This is a genomic window from Streptomyces chromofuscus, from assembly GCF_015160875.1.
In the GTDB taxonomy this organism is placed as follows: Bacteria; Actinomycetota; Actinomycetes; order Streptomycetales; family Streptomycetaceae; genus Streptomyces; species Streptomyces chromofuscus.
In genome coordinates this window covers 2,303,162-2,317,460 of sequence record NZ_CP063374.1, presented here as the reverse complement: position 1 = coordinate 2,317,460, position 14,299 = coordinate 2,303,162, and the positions used below count along the sequence as shown (strand labels likewise).

General features: G+C 71.7%; 15 protein-coding genes. 8 read left to right on the top strand and 7 right to left on the bottom strand.

The genetic code is table 11. The annotated features are described in order from the left end of the window. Positions 1-80: 80 nt before the first annotated feature. From IPT68_RS10405 to IPT68_RS10375, 7 genes are read left to right on the top strand one after another with little or no spacing between them, the layout of a single operon-like run. Positions 81-1,160 carry a SchA/CurD-like domain-containing protein gene (locus IPT68_RS10405; protein WP_189696934.1) on the top strand — a complete coding sequence of 360 codons (1,080 nt, stop codon included), beginning with the start codon at positions 81-83 and terminating at the stop codon, positions 1,158-1,160. A 36-nt stretch (positions 1,161-1,196) separates the two neighbouring features. Continuing rightward, entirely contained in the window at positions 1,197-1,661 is a 465-nt protein-coding gene (locus IPT68_RS10400) for a cupin domain-containing protein (RefSeq protein ID WP_228040354.1), read from the top strand. Beyond that, the gene (locus tag IPT68_RS10395; RefSeq protein ID WP_189696935.1) at positions 1,658-2,917 is read left to right on the top strand and encodes a beta-ketoacyl-[acyl-carrier-protein] synthase family protein; all 1,260 of its coding nucleotides are present in this window, start codon (positions 1,658-1,660) and stop codon (positions 2,915-2,917) included. Before IPT68_RS10400 ends, IPT68_RS10395 begins: the two co-directional genes overlap by 4 nt. Before the next feature lie 7 nt (positions 2,918-2,924). Further along, the gene (locus tag IPT68_RS10390) at positions 2,925-4,169 is read left to right on the top strand and encodes a ketosynthase chain-length factor (protein WP_189696936.1); all 1,245 of its coding nucleotides are present in this window, start codon (positions 2,925-2,927) and stop codon (positions 4,167-4,169) included. 22 nt (positions 4,170-4,191) lie between these two features. Further along, positions 4,192-4,446, top strand: a complete 255-nt coding sequence (locus IPT68_RS10385; RefSeq protein ID WP_189696937.1) for an acyl carrier protein — start codon at positions 4,192-4,194, stop codon at positions 4,444-4,446. A 1-nt stretch (position 4,447) separates the two neighbouring features. Further along, positions 4,448-4,930, top strand: a complete 483-nt coding sequence (locus IPT68_RS10380; protein WP_189696938.1) for an SRPBCC family protein — start codon at positions 4,448-4,450, stop codon at positions 4,928-4,930. 21 nt (positions 4,931-4,951) lie between these two features. Continuing rightward, positions 4,952-5,284, top strand: a complete 333-nt coding sequence (locus tag IPT68_RS10375) for a TcmI family type II polyketide cyclase (RefSeq protein WP_189696939.1) — start codon at positions 4,952-4,954, stop codon at positions 5,282-5,284. Positions 5,285-5,360: 76 nt separating this feature from the next. On the opposite strand, the gene IPT68_RS10370 is transcribed toward IPT68_RS10375, so the two are convergent. From IPT68_RS10370 to lipB, 6 genes are all read right to left on the bottom strand, one after another. Further along, positions 5,361-6,356, bottom strand: a complete 996-nt coding sequence (locus IPT68_RS10370; protein ID WP_189697077.1) for a methyltransferase — start codon at positions 6,354-6,356, stop codon at positions 5,361-5,363. 97 nt (positions 6,357-6,453) lie between these two features. Beyond that, complete coding sequence (locus IPT68_RS10365) at positions 6,454-7,536, bottom strand: right-handed parallel beta-helix repeat-containing protein (protein ID WP_189696940.1); 1,083 nt, start codon at positions 7,534-7,536, stop codon at positions 6,454-6,456. Between the two features lie 175 nt (positions 7,537-7,711). Further along, positions 7,712-8,413, bottom strand: a complete 702-nt coding sequence (locus IPT68_RS10360; RefSeq protein WP_189696941.1) for a DUF4191 domain-containing protein — start codon at positions 8,411-8,413, stop codon at positions 7,712-7,714. A 50-nt stretch (positions 8,414-8,463) separates the two neighbouring features. After that, positions 8,464-8,664, bottom strand: a complete 201-nt coding sequence (locus tag IPT68_RS10355; RefSeq protein WP_189696942.1) for an SCO2195 family GlnR-regulated protein — start codon at positions 8,662-8,664, stop codon at positions 8,464-8,466. A 278-nt stretch (positions 8,665-8,942) separates the two neighbouring features. After that, the gene (gene lipA / locus IPT68_RS10350; RefSeq protein WP_189696943.1) at positions 8,943-9,908 is read right to left on the bottom strand and encodes a lipoyl synthase; all 966 of its coding nucleotides are present in this window, start codon (positions 9,906-9,908) and stop codon (positions 8,943-8,945) included. A 171-nt stretch (positions 9,909-10,079) separates the two neighbouring features. Then, positions 10,080-10,877 (bottom strand): lipoyl(octanoyl) transferase LipB, encoded by a 798-nt coding sequence (gene lipB / locus IPT68_RS10345; RefSeq protein WP_189696944.1) that lies wholly within the window; start codon positions 10,875-10,877, stop codon positions 10,080-10,082. Positions 10,878-11,125: 248 nt separating this feature from the next. On the opposite strand from lipB, the gene IPT68_RS10340 reads away from it, so the two are divergent. Beyond that, entirely contained in the window at positions 11,126-12,562 is a 1,437-nt protein-coding gene (locus IPT68_RS10340) for a regulator (RefSeq protein WP_189696945.1), read from the top strand. Positions 12,563-12,872: 310 nt separating this feature from the next. Here IPT68_RS10340 and IPT68_RS10335 read toward each other — a convergent pair whose 3' ends face one another. Further along, positions 12,873-14,252, bottom strand: coding sequence for an NAD(P)/FAD-dependent oxidoreductase (locus tag IPT68_RS10335; RefSeq protein WP_189696946.1), 1,380 nt, complete (start codon positions 14,250-14,252; stop codon positions 12,873-12,875). Between the last annotated feature and the right edge of the window lie 47 nt (positions 14,253-14,299).

Sequence of the window (14,299 nt, the reverse complement as noted above, 5' to 3'; positions counted from 1 at the left end):
GCAGAGGATCAAGAAGCGCTGACGTCGCGTCATCGGCGACCGGCGTTCGCCTCTGCCTCCAGAGAAGGAGATAGCGCAGCATGACCACCACGTCGGAAAAGGTTTCGCAGCTGACGCGACAGGTGACGGCACGGGTCTCCCAGTCCGTGTTCGACGGCTCCCGCCTCCGGGTCATCCTGCTGGTCGACGTATACGACGGTGCCCAGCAGCAGTTCCTGGAGGCATACGAGCAACTGTGCAGCCAGGTGGCCTCGGTGCCCGGCCACGTCAGCGACCAGCTGTGCCAGTCCATCGAGAATCCCTCCCAATGGCTCATCACCAGTGAGTGGGAGAGCGCCCCGCCGTTCCTCGCCTGGGTGAACAGCGAGGAGCACGTGCAGATGGTGCGGCCGCTGCACCACTGCGTGCGGGACACCCGCTCGCTGCGCTTCCACATCGTCCGCGAGTGGGGCGCCGCGGAGGCCAGGGCCGGCGAGGAGCGCCGGCTGCAGGTGGCCCCCAGGATCGGCGACGGCGTGATCCGCCACGCCCTCACCTTCATGGTCAAGCCGGGCAGCGAGCCGGAGGTCGCGAAGATCCTCGCGAACTACGTTCCGCCGGAGACGCGGGTCGACGAGAACACCCATCTGGTCCGCACCTCTCTGTTCATGCACGGCAACCGGGTCGTACGGGCCATCGAGGTCCGCGGCGACCTGCTCGCGGCACTGCGCCACGTCGCCCGGCAGCCCGAGGTGAGGGCGATCGAGGAGGCCATCAACCCGCATCTGGATCAGGACCGGGACCTCAGCGACGACGACTCCGCGCGCGCGTTCTTCACCCGGGCGGCGCTGCCCGCCGTGCACCACGTCAACGTGGAGGACCTGCCCGAGGGCGAGCGGCACGCCCTGTACTACCCCGCCCGCCCGGGCGAGGGCATGCAGCTGGCCGAGGCGCTCGCCCGTCAGGACGAGAAGGCGGCGCAGGACCCGGCGAGCCCGGTACTGCGCAGCACGATCTTCCAGCGGGACGACGTCGTCGTACGGCTGATCGACGTGCGCCCCGGTGTGGACGCCGACACCGCCCTGTCGAAGTTCGGGGCCCTGTCCCCGCCGAAGCCCCTGCTGGACGGCGCCGCCGCCCGCATGGAACTCGTCACCGACCGCCGCTCGCCGGACGCCTGAGTGCGCCCGACGCAGCACACCCCACGGAGGAACGCCGTGATCAAACCCCTTCCGAAGATCGTGAACCTCGACGAGGTCGAGCCCAACACCCGGCGCGGCGGCGATCTGCGCGCCATGCTCACCCCGACGACGGTGGGCGCCACCAGCGGTTTCATGGGCGTGGCGCTCGTGCAGCCCGGTGACCGCATCGGTGAGCACTACCACCCGTACTCCGAGGAGTTCGTGTACGTCGTGTGCGGGCAGCTGGAGGTGGACCTGGACGGCGAGCCGCACCCGTTGCGGCCGGAGCAGGGCCTGATGATCCCCGCCCACATGCGTCACCGCTTCCGCAACGTCGGCGACGTGGAGGCCCGCATCGTCTTCCACCTGGGCCCGCTGGCGCCGCGCCCGAGCCTCGGGCACGTCGACACGGAGGAGACGGACGTCATCGGGGCCGCCGCGGTGGTCACGGAGGGCGCCCCGGCCGGTGCCGCCCGCGACCGGGGCCAGGTTCGGTCATGACCCGGCGCGTGGCGGTCACCGGCATAGGCATCGTCGCCCCCGGCGGCATCGGCGTACCGGCTTTCTGGGACCTGCTGGCCAACGGCCGGACCGCGACGCGGGGCATCACCTTCTTCGACCCCGCGGGTCTGCGGTCGCGGATAGCGGCCGAGTGCGACTTCGACCCGGCGGCGCACGGCCTGGACGAGGAGCAGATCGTCCGCGGGGACCGGTACATACAGTTCGCCCTGGTCGCCGGGGAGGAAGCGGTCCGGGACTCGGGCCTCGATCTGGCCCGGGAGAACCCGTGGCGGGTCGGGGTGTCCGTGGGCACCGCCGTCGGCGGCACCACCCGGCTGGAGCACGACTACGTCCTGGTCAGTCACCGAGGGCAGCGCTGGGACGTCGACCACCGGGAGGCGGAGCCGCACCTGCACCGGGCGTTCTCGCCCAGCACGGTCGCGTCCGCGGTGGCGGAACGGTTCGGGGCCCAAGGTCCGGTGCAGACCGTCTCCACCGGCTGCACCTCCGGCCTGGACGCCGTCGGATACGCCTTCCACACCGTCGAGGAGGGTCGGGCCGACATCTGCATAGCGGGTGCCTCGGACTCCCCGATCTCCCCGATCACCATGGCCTGCTTCGACGCGATCAAGGCCACCTCCCCGAACAACGACGACCCCGCCCACGCCTCCCGACCCTTCGACAACGACCGTGACGGGTTCGTCATGGGCGAGGGCGGCGCCGTCCTCGTCCTGGAGGAGCTGGAACACGCCCGGGCGCGCGGTGCCCACGTGTACTGCGAACTGGGCGGCTACGCCACCTACGGCAACGCCTACCACATGACCGGCCTGACCAGCGAGGGCCTGGAGATGGCACGGGCGATCGACCGGGCACTGGACCACGCCCGGCTGGACCCCACGGCCATCGACTACGTCAACGCGCACGGATCCGGCACCCGGCAGAACGACCGCCACGAGACGGCGGCCGTGAAGCGGGCGCTCGGCCACCACGCCTACGACACCCCCATGAGCTCCATCAAGTCGATGGTGGGGCACTCGCTCGGGGCGATCGGGGCGATCGAGGTGGTCGCCTGCGTGCTGGCCCTCGCCAAGCAGGTCGTACCGCCGACCGCGAACTACGAGACCCCTGACCCCGAGTGCGACCTGGACTACGTCCCGCGCGTCGCCCGCGAACGGAAGCTGAGCAGCGTCCTGTCCGTGGGCAGCGGGTTCGGGGGTTTCCAGTCGGCGGTGGTCCTGACCCGAACCAGGGAGTGAGGACACGATGAGCGAACCGCACGATCGGCGCGCGGCCGTCACCGGCATCGGGGTGGTCGCGCCCAACGGCACCAGCACCGACACGTTCTGGAAGGCCACCCAGGAAGGACTCAGCGTCCTCGACCGGCTCACCCGCGAGGGCTGTGAGCACCTTCCGCTGAAAGTGGCCGGCGAGGTCCGCGGCTTCGATCCGGCGGCGACGATCGAGGAGCGGTTCCTCGTCCAGACCGACCGGTTCACGCACTTCGCCATGGCCGCGGCGGACTTCGCGCTGGACGACGCACGGCTCGGGCCGGCCGACACCTCCAAGGAGCCGTACTCCGTCGGCGTCGTGACCGCGGCAGGGTCCGGCGGCGGCGAGTTCGGCCAGCGCGAGCTCCAGCAGCTGTGGGGCAAGGGCAGCCGGTTCGTCGGCCCGTACCAGTCCATCGCCTGGTTCTACGCCGCCAGCACCGGCCAGATCTCCATCCGCCGCAAGTTCAAGGGCCCCTGCTCGGTCGTCGCCTCCGACGAGGCCGGCGGTCTGGACGCCCTGGCGCACGCGGCACGGGCGGTCCGGCGCGGCACCGACATGATCGTGGCCGGCTCCACCGAGGCGCCGCTGGCGCCGTACTCGGTGGTGTGCCAGGTCGGCTACGAGGAGCTGAGCACGGTCGCCGACCCGTCCCGCGCGTACCGCCCGTTCACGGACGGCGCCTGCGGGTTCGTGCCGGCCGAGGGCGGCGCGATGCTCGTGGTGGAGGCGGAGACGGCGGCCCGCGAGCGTGGCGCCGACGTCCGGGCCTTGGTCGCCGGGCACGGGGCGACCTTCACCGGCGCCTCCCGCTGGGAGGAGTCCCGGGCCGGTCTCGCCCAGGCGATCCGGCAGGCCCTGCAGGAGGCCGACTGCGCGCCCGAGGAGATCGACGTCGTCTTCGCCGACGCCCTCGGGGTGCCGGAGGCGGACCGCGCCGAGGCGCTGGCGCTCGCCGACGCCCTCGGCGAACACGGCACCCGGGTACCGGTCACCGCACCGAAGACCGGAACCGGCCGGGGGTACTGCGCGGCCCCCGTGCTGGACACCGCGGCGGCCGTGCTCGCGATGGAGCACGGCCTGATCCCGCCGACGCCGAACGTCATCGACGTCTGCCACGACCTCGACCTCGTGACCGGCCGCGCCCGGGTCGCCGAACTGCGGACGGCACTGGTCCTCAGCCGGGGACTCATGGGATCGAACTCGGCGCTGGTGCTGCGGCACGGCGTCGCGCAGTGAGCACAGCAAAGGAGGAAGGCACATGTCCCAGATCACCGTGGAAGAACTCGCCGCGCTCATGAAGAAGGCCGCCGGGGTCACCGTCAGCCCGCAGCAGCTCCAGGAGAAGCCGGACACCGGCTTCGACGTCCTCGGCGTCGACTCGCTGGGCCTGCTCGGCATCGTCGGCGAGCTGGAGAACCTGCACGGCACCCCGATGCCGGTCGACGCGGAGCGCTGCAAGACGCCCCAGCAGTTCCTCAACCTCGTCAACAGCACCCTCATGGCAGGAGCCTGAGATGGCAGGACACACACAGAACGAGATCACCATCGCCGCCCCACTGGACCTGGTCTGGGACATGACCAACGACCTGGAGCGGTGGCCGCAGCTGTTCAGCGAGTACGCGTCCGTCGAGGTCCTCTCCCGGGAGGGCAACAGGACGACGTTCCGGCTGACCATGCACCCGGACGACAACGGCACCGTCTGGAGCTGGGTCTCCGAGCGGGAGCCGGACCGCGACACCCTCACCGTCAAGGCCCGCCGCGTGGAGACCGGGCCGTTCGCCCACATGAACATCCACTGGCGCTACGAGGAGGTTCCCTCCGGCACCCGGATGATCTGGACGCAGGACTTCGCGATGAAGCCGGACGCGCCGGTCGACGACGACTGGATGACCGACAACATCAACAAGAACTCGAAGATCCAGATGGCGCTGATCCGGGACAAGATCGAGAAGGCGGCCGCCGACGGCCACCGGCCCGCCCCGGCCCTGGCCGACTGACCCGGACGACGGGAGAAACACGTGCACCAGGCCCTGATCGTCGCCAAGATGGCTCCCGGTTCCGCCCCCGACATCGCCAAGGTGTTCGCGGAGTCCGACCGTGGTGAGCTGCCGCACCTCATCGGAGTCGTCCGGCGCAGCCTCTTCCAGTTCGGCGACGTGTACATGCACCTCGTCGAGTCGGAACGCGAGCCGGGACCGGCCATCGCCAAGGTCGCCTCGCACCCCGAGTTCGTGGGAATCAGCGAACGCCTCTCGGCGTACGTCAGCGCGTACGACCCGGAGACCTGGCGGTCCCCGAAGGACGCGATGGCGCAGCGCTTCTACCTGTGGGAGCGCGACGCCCGCGACTGAACCGCCGTTCCGCCCACCGGTGCCCGGGCCCGCGTCCGACGCGGGCCCGGCACCGGTGTTCTCCGGGGGAGTCGGCTCACGCGGGGACCGTGCAGTCGAACGCGTGCAGGTGCGGGTTGACCGGCCGGATGTCGCCGACGGTGAGGCCCGCGGCCCGGAGCCGGCCGACCATGCTGTCGGTGGTGTGCTTGGCGCCTCCGACGTTCACGAGCAGCAGCAGGTCCATGGCGGTGCTGAAGCGCATCGACGGGGTGTCGTCGACAAGGTTCTCGATGACGACGACCCGCGTGCCGGGACCGCCCGCCTCGACGACGTTGCCCAGCAGCCTGGCCGTGGACTCGTCGTCCCACTCCAGGATGTTCTTGATGATGTAGACGTCGGCCCGGACCGGGACGGACTCCCGGATGTCTCCTGGCACGATGTGCGCCCGGCCGGCGAGATCACCGCCCTGGCGCAGTCGCGGTACGGCGTTCTCCACCACCCGCGGCAGGTCGAGCAGATAGCCCTCCATCGCGGGGTACTTGTCCAGCAGGCTCGCCACCACGTGCCCCTGTCCGCCGCCGAGGTCCGCGACGGACGAGGCGCCGGACAGGTCCAGCAGCGCGGCGACATCGCGCGCCGACTGCTCGCTGGAGGTCGTCATCGCCCGGTTGAAGACGTCGGCCGACTCCGGGGCGTCCTCGTTCAGGTAGACGAAGAACTCCTTGCCGTAGAGGTCCTCGACGACGTTCCGGCCGGTGCGCACCGCCTCGTCCAGTTTCGGCCAGGCGTCCCAGGTCCACGGCTCGGTGCACCACAGGGAGATCCAGCGCAGGCTGTTCGGGTCGTCCTCGCGCAGCAGCCTGGACATCTCGGTGTGGCCGAACGTTCCGTCGGGGTGTTCGGCGAAGACGCCGTAGCAGGACAGGGCGCGCAGCAGCCGGCGCAGCGGCTTCGGCTCGGCCTTCACCGCGGCTGTAAGGTCCTCCACGGTCATCGGGGTGTCGGCGAGCGCGTCGGCGACGCCCAGCCGGGCGGCCGCGCGGACGGCGGCGGCACACGCCGCCCCGAACACGAGCTCCCTCAGCCGCATCGACGGCGGCGGCGTTGGGGGAGGAGCCGAGAGCCCGGGGGATGGTGCGGTCATGTGCCGCCTTCCTTCCTTGCGAGGGTGGGGGTTGGCTGTCCGCTCAGCACAGACCCGCGGGCTTGGAGGCACCGCAGGTGTTGGCGTCGAAGGCGTTGGCGCTCGTCGTGGCTTCCTGGTTGACGAGGTCCGCCGGCGAGTTGTTCGCCAGGTGGTTGCCGGTGATCCGGTTCCGCTCGCTCGTGACGCCCACCATGCTCTTGAACAGGACGATGCCGCCCGACAGCGGGGACCTGCCCGAGTGGTCGGTGACGACGTTCCGGGTGACCAGGGTGTTCTCGGCGCCGGTCAGCACGATGCCGGAGCCCTGCAGGAAGGGCAGCCGGGCCGTCTTCACGCAGTGCTTGTTGTTCCGCTCGACGCGGTTGTCGCGGACGGTCAGGGCGCCCGCCCTCGGCTTGTTCTCGTCGCCGACGACGAACATGCCGGCGCAGTTGCCGGTGACGTAGTTGTGCGCCACGGTGAGGTTCCGCAGCCGGCGGACGGTGAGGCCGATCCGGTTGTTCTCCAGGTGGTTACGCTCGATCACCGTGCCCTTGGTGTCCGAGGCGCCCACCTCGGCCTTCACGTTGTTGGCGAGGAACAGGCCCGCGTCGCCGTTGCCCTGGGCGGTGTTCCCACGGAAGACGCCGCGGGTGGAGTGCTCCTGGGCGATGCCCCACTGCCCGTTGGCGTCGGCGGTCACCCGCTGCACGGTCAGGCGATCGGTCCCGAGCGCGAACACGCCGACCTTGGGGAAGCCCTCCACCTTCAGGTCGGCGACGGTGACGTCCTTGAGGGGCTTGTTCTTCTCCCCGATCACGCAGATGCCGTTGCCGGCCGTGAGGCAGTTGACGACGGCCTTGCCCAGGTCCGGCGCGGCCTTCGCACGGACCGGCTTGATCACCGTGCCGCGGCCCATGCCGCGCAGGGTCAGTTCCGGTGTCCGCACCGTGACGCTCTCGTGGTAGGTGCCGGGCAGCACGAGCACCGTGTCGCCGGCGTGGGCGGCGTCGACGGCCTTCTGGATCGACTCGCCCGGCGCGACGACGTGGATGCGGTGGTTGGCCGACGCCGGGGAGGCACCGACGAGCGCGCCGAGGAGCGCCGTGGTGCATGCGAGGTACGTGATATGGCGTTTTGTCACATTCCGAAGGCTAGGAGCGGATCAGCCGATTACCGGTTGGATGCTCCGTTCGACGGCGTGTCATCCCAGCGTGCGGGAAACGCGCTGGGCCCGGGCGCACAGGACGCCCGGGCCCAACCCGTTTCCGGCATGCCGGCGTACTCGATCGGTTGTGATATACGTCACCCCGCCGCGGTCAGCGGGCCCTCGGCCCGCCCTTCGGCATCCGCATGCCCTTGGGCATGGGGCCCTTCGGCAGCGGCATGTTGCTCATCAGGTCGCCCATCGCCCGCAGTCGGTCGTTGGTGGCGGTCACCTGCGGCCCGGTCAGCACGCGCGGCAGCTTGAGCATGGTCGTGCGCAGCTTCTTCAGCTCGACCGTGCCCTCGCCGGTGCCGACGATCAGGTCGTGCACCGGCACGTCCGCGACGACCCGGTTCATCTTCTTCTTCTCGGCGGCCAGCAGGGACTTCACCCGGTTCGGGTTGCCCTCGGCGACCAGCACGATGCCGGCCTTGCCGACCGCCCGGTGCACCACGTCCTGGCTGCGGTTCATCGCCACCGCGGGCGTCGTCGTCCAGCCCCGGCCGATGTTGTCCAGCACGGCCGCGGCGGCGCCCGGCTGGCCCTCCATCTGCCCGAATGCGGCCCGCTCGGCGCGGCGGCCGAACACGATCGCCGTCGCGAGGAAGGCGAGCAGCAGGCCCAGGATGCCGAGATAGATGGGGTGACCGATCAAGAAACCGATCGCGAGGAAGACACCGAAGGTGACGATTCCGACTGCCGCGAGTACAAGACCGATCTTCTTGTCGGCCTTGCGGGTCATCTTGTAGGTCAGAGCGATCTGCTTCAGTCGCCCGGGGTTCGCAGCGTCCGCTGCGGTTTCCTTCCTCGCCATGCCACGAAGTCTACGTGGCTCGCGAACCGCCTTCGACGGCAGTGCGCATCTCAGGAGCGACGGGCGAGGGCCTGCTCCACGATCTGCTGCGCCTCGACCCGGTCCTTGGCCCGGCGGCGGTCCTCCAGCACGGAGGTCCAGGCGTTGCGGCGGGCCGTGCGCTGACCGCTGCTCATCAGCAGCGACTCCACGGCGCGCAGGGCGGTGGTGAAGGACGGGATGGCGGTGGCGCGGACGGGCGCGGCCTGCATGGCGGAGGTCCCCCCTCGGGTACGGATGCGAGTCTGTGCGGGTGTACGTGGCGTGAGTCCAGCGTCACTGTTTGGTGTTACCAGGGCGTGTCCGACCGGTCAAACACCCATGAAGCCTTGATACGGCGGGGCTGAACGCCGACGCGGCCCTGACGTACGCCCTCATCTGCGAGGACGGTCAGGACCGCGTCGTATCGGTCAGTACCCGTCGGTAGTCGCTTGTGCGTGAATTCACACGCTTGCCACGCCCCGCACGGGCGGGGCGGGGTGACTCCGTGTCAGACGGCCTGGGCGGCGATGTAGGCGCCGCGCTTCTCGACAGCCATCTGGTACAGCCGCCCGGCGCGGTACGAGGAGCGCACCAGCGGGCCGGACATCACACCGGAGAAGCCGATCTGCTCGGCCTCGTCCTTCAGCTCCACGAACTCCTGCGGCTTCACCCAGCGCTCCACGGGGTGGTGGCGCACGGACGGTCGCAGGTACTGGGTGATGGTGACCAGCTCGCACCCGGCGTCGTGCAGCTGCTTCAGCGCGTCGCTGACCTCCTCGCGGGTCTCGCCCATGCCGAGGATCAGGTTGGACTTGGTGACCAGACCGTAGTCGCGGGCCGCGGTGATGACCTTCAGGGAGCGGTCGTAGCGGAAGCCCGGGCGGATCCGCTTGAAGATCCGGGGCACCGTCTCGACGTTGTGCGCGAAGACCTCGGGGCGGGAGGAGAAGACCTCTTCCAGCTGCTCCGGGACCGCGTTGAAGTCGGGGGCGAGCAGCTCCACCTTGGTGCGGCCGGCCTCGCGGGCGGCGGTCTGCTGGTGGATCTGGCGCACGGTCTCGGCGTACAGCCAGGCGCCGCCGTCCTCCAGGTCGTCGCGGGCGACGCCGGTGATGGTGGCGTAGTTCAGGTCCATGGTGACCACGGACTCGCCCACGCGCCGCGGTTCGTCGCGGTCCAGCGCCTCGGGCTTGCCGGTGTCGATCTGGCAGAAGTCGCAGCGCCGGGTGCACTGGTCGCCGCCGATGAGGAAGGTCGCCTCGCGGTCCTCCCAGCACTCGTAGATGTTGGGGCAGCCGGCTTCCTGGCAGACCGTGTGCAGGCCCTCGCTCTTCACGAGGTTCTGCATCTTCGTGTACTCGGGGCCCATTTTCGCCCGGGTCTTGATCCACTCGGGCTTGCGCTCGATGGGGGTCTGGCTGTTGCGGACCTCCAGGCGCAGCATCTTGCGTCCGTCGGGTGCGACTGCGGACACGACCGGCTCCCTAGCGATTGATTCTTCGGCGTTCCCCAGGGTACGCCCGTTGATTTGGTGGCCGGCGTGGCTGCCGGCCTTGCCGGAGGCTGGCGCCCCCGGGCCCCGCTCGGGCCCTGACGGGCCCCGATGTGAAACGCCGGACAGGCTGCGTTTATGCCGCCGGGGCGGTCACGCCGGCGTCTTCTCGATCTCCCGCGGCTTCAGTTCCGCGTTCTCCAGGACGTCCCGCAGGTGGCGCTCCACGACCGGGGTGACCTCCTCGACCGTGACGTCACGGCCGAGTTCGTTCGCCAGGGACGTGACGCCCGCGTCGCGGATGCCGCACGGGATGATGCGGTCGAACCAGGCGTTGTCCGGGTTCACGTTCAGGGCGAAGCCGTGCATGGTGACGCCCTTGGCGACGCGGATGCCGATCGCGGCGACCTTGCGGTCCTCGCGGCGCTGGCCCGCGTTGGAGGGGGCGTACTCCGGGCCGTTCAGGCGCGGGTCGAACTCCTCGTCGTGCAGGCGCGGGTCGAAGTCGAGGGAGAGGCCGCCCAGGGACGGGCGCCGCTCGACCGGGTCGCCGAGGACCCAGACGCCGCTGCGGCCCTCGATCCGGGTGGTCTCCAGGCCGAACTCGGCGCAGGTGCGGATCAGCGCCTCCTCCAGCCGCCGGACGTGCGCCACCACGTCCACCGGGCGCGGGAGCTTCTGGATCGGGTAGCCCACCAGCTGGCCGGGGCCGTGCCAGGTGATCTTGCCGCCGCGGTCCACGTCCACGACCGGCGTGCCGTCCAGGGGGCGCTCGTTCTCCGCCGTGCGCCGGCCCGCGGTGTAGACCGGCGGGTGCTCCAGCAGCAGCACCGTGTCGGGGATCTCGTCGGCGAACCGCGCCGCGTGCACCCGGCGCTGCTCGTCCCACGCCTCCCGGTACTCGACGGCGTCCGCGCCGAATCCCAAACGGACGAACCGCAACTCACTCACGGCAAACGCCTCCCTCGAAGGTCGTAAGGCATGAAACGCGCCCACGCCACTGTACGACTGCTCTGTGCGCGTCAGCCCTGGGGGCAATCCTCACACGATCGGATGAATGAACGTCGAAGTGTGCGATCAGCTGCTCACTCTCCGCTACATTCGCGCCGTTCACGAGGCCATAAGGGCTGCTCACAGGCAATCCGGGCAGCACGGGGCGAGAGCCGCCGAATGTCCGAAGGCAGGAGACCGCACCGCAGATGACGGAACGACCCGCGCAGCGCACCCCCAACCGCCAGCTCGCCGCGCTCATCGCAGAAGCGGGGTTCTCCAACGCCGGTCTCGCCCGTCGCGTGGACCAGCTCGGCCTCGAACACGGACTCGACCTCAGATACGACAAGACCTCCGTCACCCGCTGGCTGCGCGGACAGCAGCCGCGAGGTACGACCCCGGCGCTGATCGCCGAGGTGTTCACCCGCCGGCTCGGCCGCCGGCTCACCGCCCAGGACCTGGGCCTGGACGCCTGCGCCCCGGTCTACGCGGGCCTGGAGTTCGCGGCCGGGCCGGAAGAGGCCGTCGACATCGTCAGCGGACTGTGGCGCAAGGACTCCGGCAGCCACGCCGAGCTCCGCAAGATCGCCTTCACGCCGGCCGGGCTGGTCGTCCCCAGCCGGGACTGGCTGATCGGCCGGGCCGACGAGCGGGTCGCCCGGGGCGAGTCCCCGGCCCGGGTGCCCGCACAGGGCCGCCCGGTGGTGCCCCAGCAGCGCGGCCGGGGCGAGCGGGGAGGCGGCCACCGGGTCACCTCCGGCGACATCGCCGCGCTCCGGTCGGTCGCCGAGCTGTTCCGCACCCTCGACAACGCCTATGGCGGCGGCCACGCCCGGCAGGCCCTGGTGCGGTACCTGGAACACGAGCTCGAACCCATGCTGCGCGGCACCTACGGCGAGCAGACCGGCCGACGGCTGTTCGCCGCCGCGGCCGACCTCACCCGGCTCGCCGGCTGGACGTCGTTCGACATCGCCGCCCACGGCCTCGCGCAGCGGTACTTCGTGCAGGCGCTGCGGCTGTCGCAGGCGGCCGGGGACCGGGCCCACGGGGCGTACGTCCTCGTCACGATGAGCCGGCAGGCCGTCTATCTGAGCCACGGGCGCGAGGCCGTGCAGCTCGCGCGGGTGGCCCAGCAGGGGGTGGGCGGCTCCGCGCCGCCCGTCGTGCAGGCGCTGCTGCACGCCGCCGAGGCGCGGGGGCACGCGGTGCTCGGGGAGGTGCGGGCGTGCACCGCGTCCCTGGTGCGCGCCGAGCGTGCCCTGGAGGCGGCCGGGCCCGCGGACGACGTCCCCCACTGGGCGCGCTCCTTCGACGAGGCGCAGCTCGCCGACGAACTCGGGCACTGCCACCGGGACCTGCAGCAGTTCCGGGCCGCCGCGCAGCACGCGGAGCGCTCGCTGCAACTGCGCGCCCCCGGGTTCGCCCGCAGCCGCCTGTTCTGCCGCGTCGTCCTCGCCACCGCCCGCCTCGGCCTCGGCGAACTCGACCAGGCCTGCCAGCTGGCCGCCGAGGCGGCCGGGCAGGCGGCGGAGATGCGGTCGGTGCGGGCGGTCGAGTACGTCAGGGACTTCGAACGCCGACTGGAGCCGTACAGGGACGCGGCACCGGCACGGACGTACCGCGACAAGGTGGCGGCACTGAACTGACCCGCCGGGACTTGGTCGGAGGGCTTCGGGCTGTGCCGAGCGGGGGCTTGGTCGGGTGCGGCTCCTTCGGTCGGCGGCCTGATCGGCGGCGTTGCGTCGACCGGCGGCTCGATCCGCCGGGGCAGCTCGATCCGGCGTCGTCGAGCCGCCGACCTCCCGGCGGCGGGCCGGCGGTGGTCGTTGCTTTGCGGTCCGGTCTGCGCCGGTCGCCCGATCTCGCGGTTCCGTCACCGGAGGTGTCAGCCGCCGCGGCGGTTCCCCGAGGCAGCGAGCCGCCCGCGGTGCGCGCGTGGGGGAGGCGGGCCGTTCCTCATGCCGCCCGTGCCGTGGGAGCCGGGTCGGACGAGTGCATCGAGCCCGCGGCTCCCAGGTCCGCCAGGATCGCCGCGGACGCCCGGCGGCCCGAGTGCAGCGCGCCCTGGACCGTGCTGGTGTCCCGGTGGTCGCCGCACACGTACAGGCCCGCCAGCAGCCGCACCGGCCGTCGCAGGTCGTGCGGCGGACGCATCGCCGGCACGGCCTCCGCGGTGTGCTGCACGGCGAGCGTCTCCCAGCGCGCCGTCGACGTGCCGTACAGCCGGGCCAGATGCATCCGCACCGCCGTGTCGACATCGCTCGGCGGAGCCCCCAGCACCGTCGAGGACACCAGCGCCCGCCCCTGCGGCGCCCGCGTCGGATCCACCGCGCTGACCACCGCCGTGTGCGCCACCGGCCCGCCCCGGTCGGCGTCCAGCAGGAGTGACGCCCCGGTCCGCGGCGGCTCGTCGGTCGCGTGGTGCAGCACCGTCACCGGATGGAAGTCCGGTACCCGCAGCCCCGGCAGCAACTCGGCCGCCGTCCGCGGGTCCGTCGCCACCAGCACCGCCCGGCACCGGAACTCCCCGTGCTCGGCCGTGCCCACGGACGTCGTGGACACCCCGGTGACCCGCACCCCGGTGCGCACCGTCCCCGGCGGCAGGCCGCGCGCGAGAAGCAGGGGCAGCACCTCGGCGCCGCCCTCCGGCACACACATCCGCCCCGCCGCGAAGGCCCGCAGCGCCAGGTCCGCGCACCGGCTGGACGTGGTCAGCCCGGGATCGCACAACAGCGCGGCGAGCAGCGGCCGCAGGAAGCCGTCGATCGTCCGCGCGGGCAGCCCGCGCGCGGCGAGCGCCTGCCCGGCCGGCAACTCCGGGCGGGCCAGCACCCGTTCGACCGGCATCCCGCCGATCCGGGCGAGCGCGGCCCCGAGCCGCGCCTGGTCCACGGCGCCGCCCAGCGGAGCACCCGCACGCGGCGCCCCCGCCAGGGCGCGGCCCCCGGCGGCCGGCCTCGGCGTCGCACGGGGGGCGCTCGCAAGGGCGCGTACAGCATGGAGTGCGCCCCTTGCGCTCCCACCGACCGCCGGGGCGCCCGCGAGCTGCCGGCGCCCGTCGCTGTGCAGCAGGACACCTGGGGCGAACGCGCGCAGGGCGAGCGCCTCCAGCCCCGGTGTCAGGCTCAGTTCCGGATAGGACGTGAACAGGAGCTGCCCGATGCGGTCGAGCCGGAAGCCGTCGACCTTCTCCGTCACCATGCGCCCGCCCACGGACGGGGCGGCCTCCAGGACGACGGTCGCGATTCCTGCACCGGTCAGCCGATGCGCCGCGGCGAGACCGGCGACCCCGGCTCCCACGACGACGACGTCCGCCTGATACGCGGGCTCAAGCACGTTGCCCCTCCTCGACGTTGCGCGGCCGGTGGAGAGCTCATGCCCTC

What these genes read in the sequence shown, in the direction of transcription:
- IPT68_RS10385 (WP_189696937.1), top strand. Translation starts at nt 4,192, where the DNA reads ATGTCCCAGATCACCGTGGAAGAACTCGCCGCGCTCATGAAGAAGGCC.
- IPT68_RS10355 (WP_189696942.1), bottom strand. Translation starts at nt 8,664, where the DNA reads ATGCAGGCCGCGCCCGTCCGCGCCACCGCCATCCCGTCCTTCACCACC.
- IPT68_RS10340 (WP_189696945.1), top strand. Translation starts at nt 11,126, where the DNA reads ATGACGGAACGACCCGCGCAGCGCACCCCCAACCGCCAGCTCGCCGCG.
- IPT68_RS10380 (WP_189696938.1), top strand. Translation starts at nt 4,448, where the DNA reads ATGGCAGGACACACACAGAACGAGATCACCATCGCCGCCCCACTGGAC.
- IPT68_RS10360 (WP_189696941.1), bottom strand. Translation starts at nt 8,413, where the DNA reads ATGGCGAGGAAGGAAACCGCAGCGGACGCTGCGAACCCCGGGCGACTG.
- IPT68_RS10370 (WP_189697077.1), bottom strand. Translation starts at nt 6,356, where the DNA reads ATGCGGCTGAGGGAGCTCGTGTTCGGGGCGGCGTGTGCCGCCGCCGTC.
- IPT68_RS10390 (WP_189696936.1), top strand. Translation starts at nt 2,925, where the DNA reads ATGAGCGAACCGCACGATCGGCGCGCGGCCGTCACCGGCATCGGGGTG.
- IPT68_RS10395 (WP_189696935.1), top strand. Translation starts at nt 1,658, where the DNA reads ATGACCCGGCGCGTGGCGGTCACCGGCATAGGCATCGTCGCCCCCGGC.
- IPT68_RS10405 (WP_189696934.1), top strand. Translation starts at nt 81, where the DNA reads ATGACCACCACGTCGGAAAAGGTTTCGCAGCTGACGCGACAGGTGACG.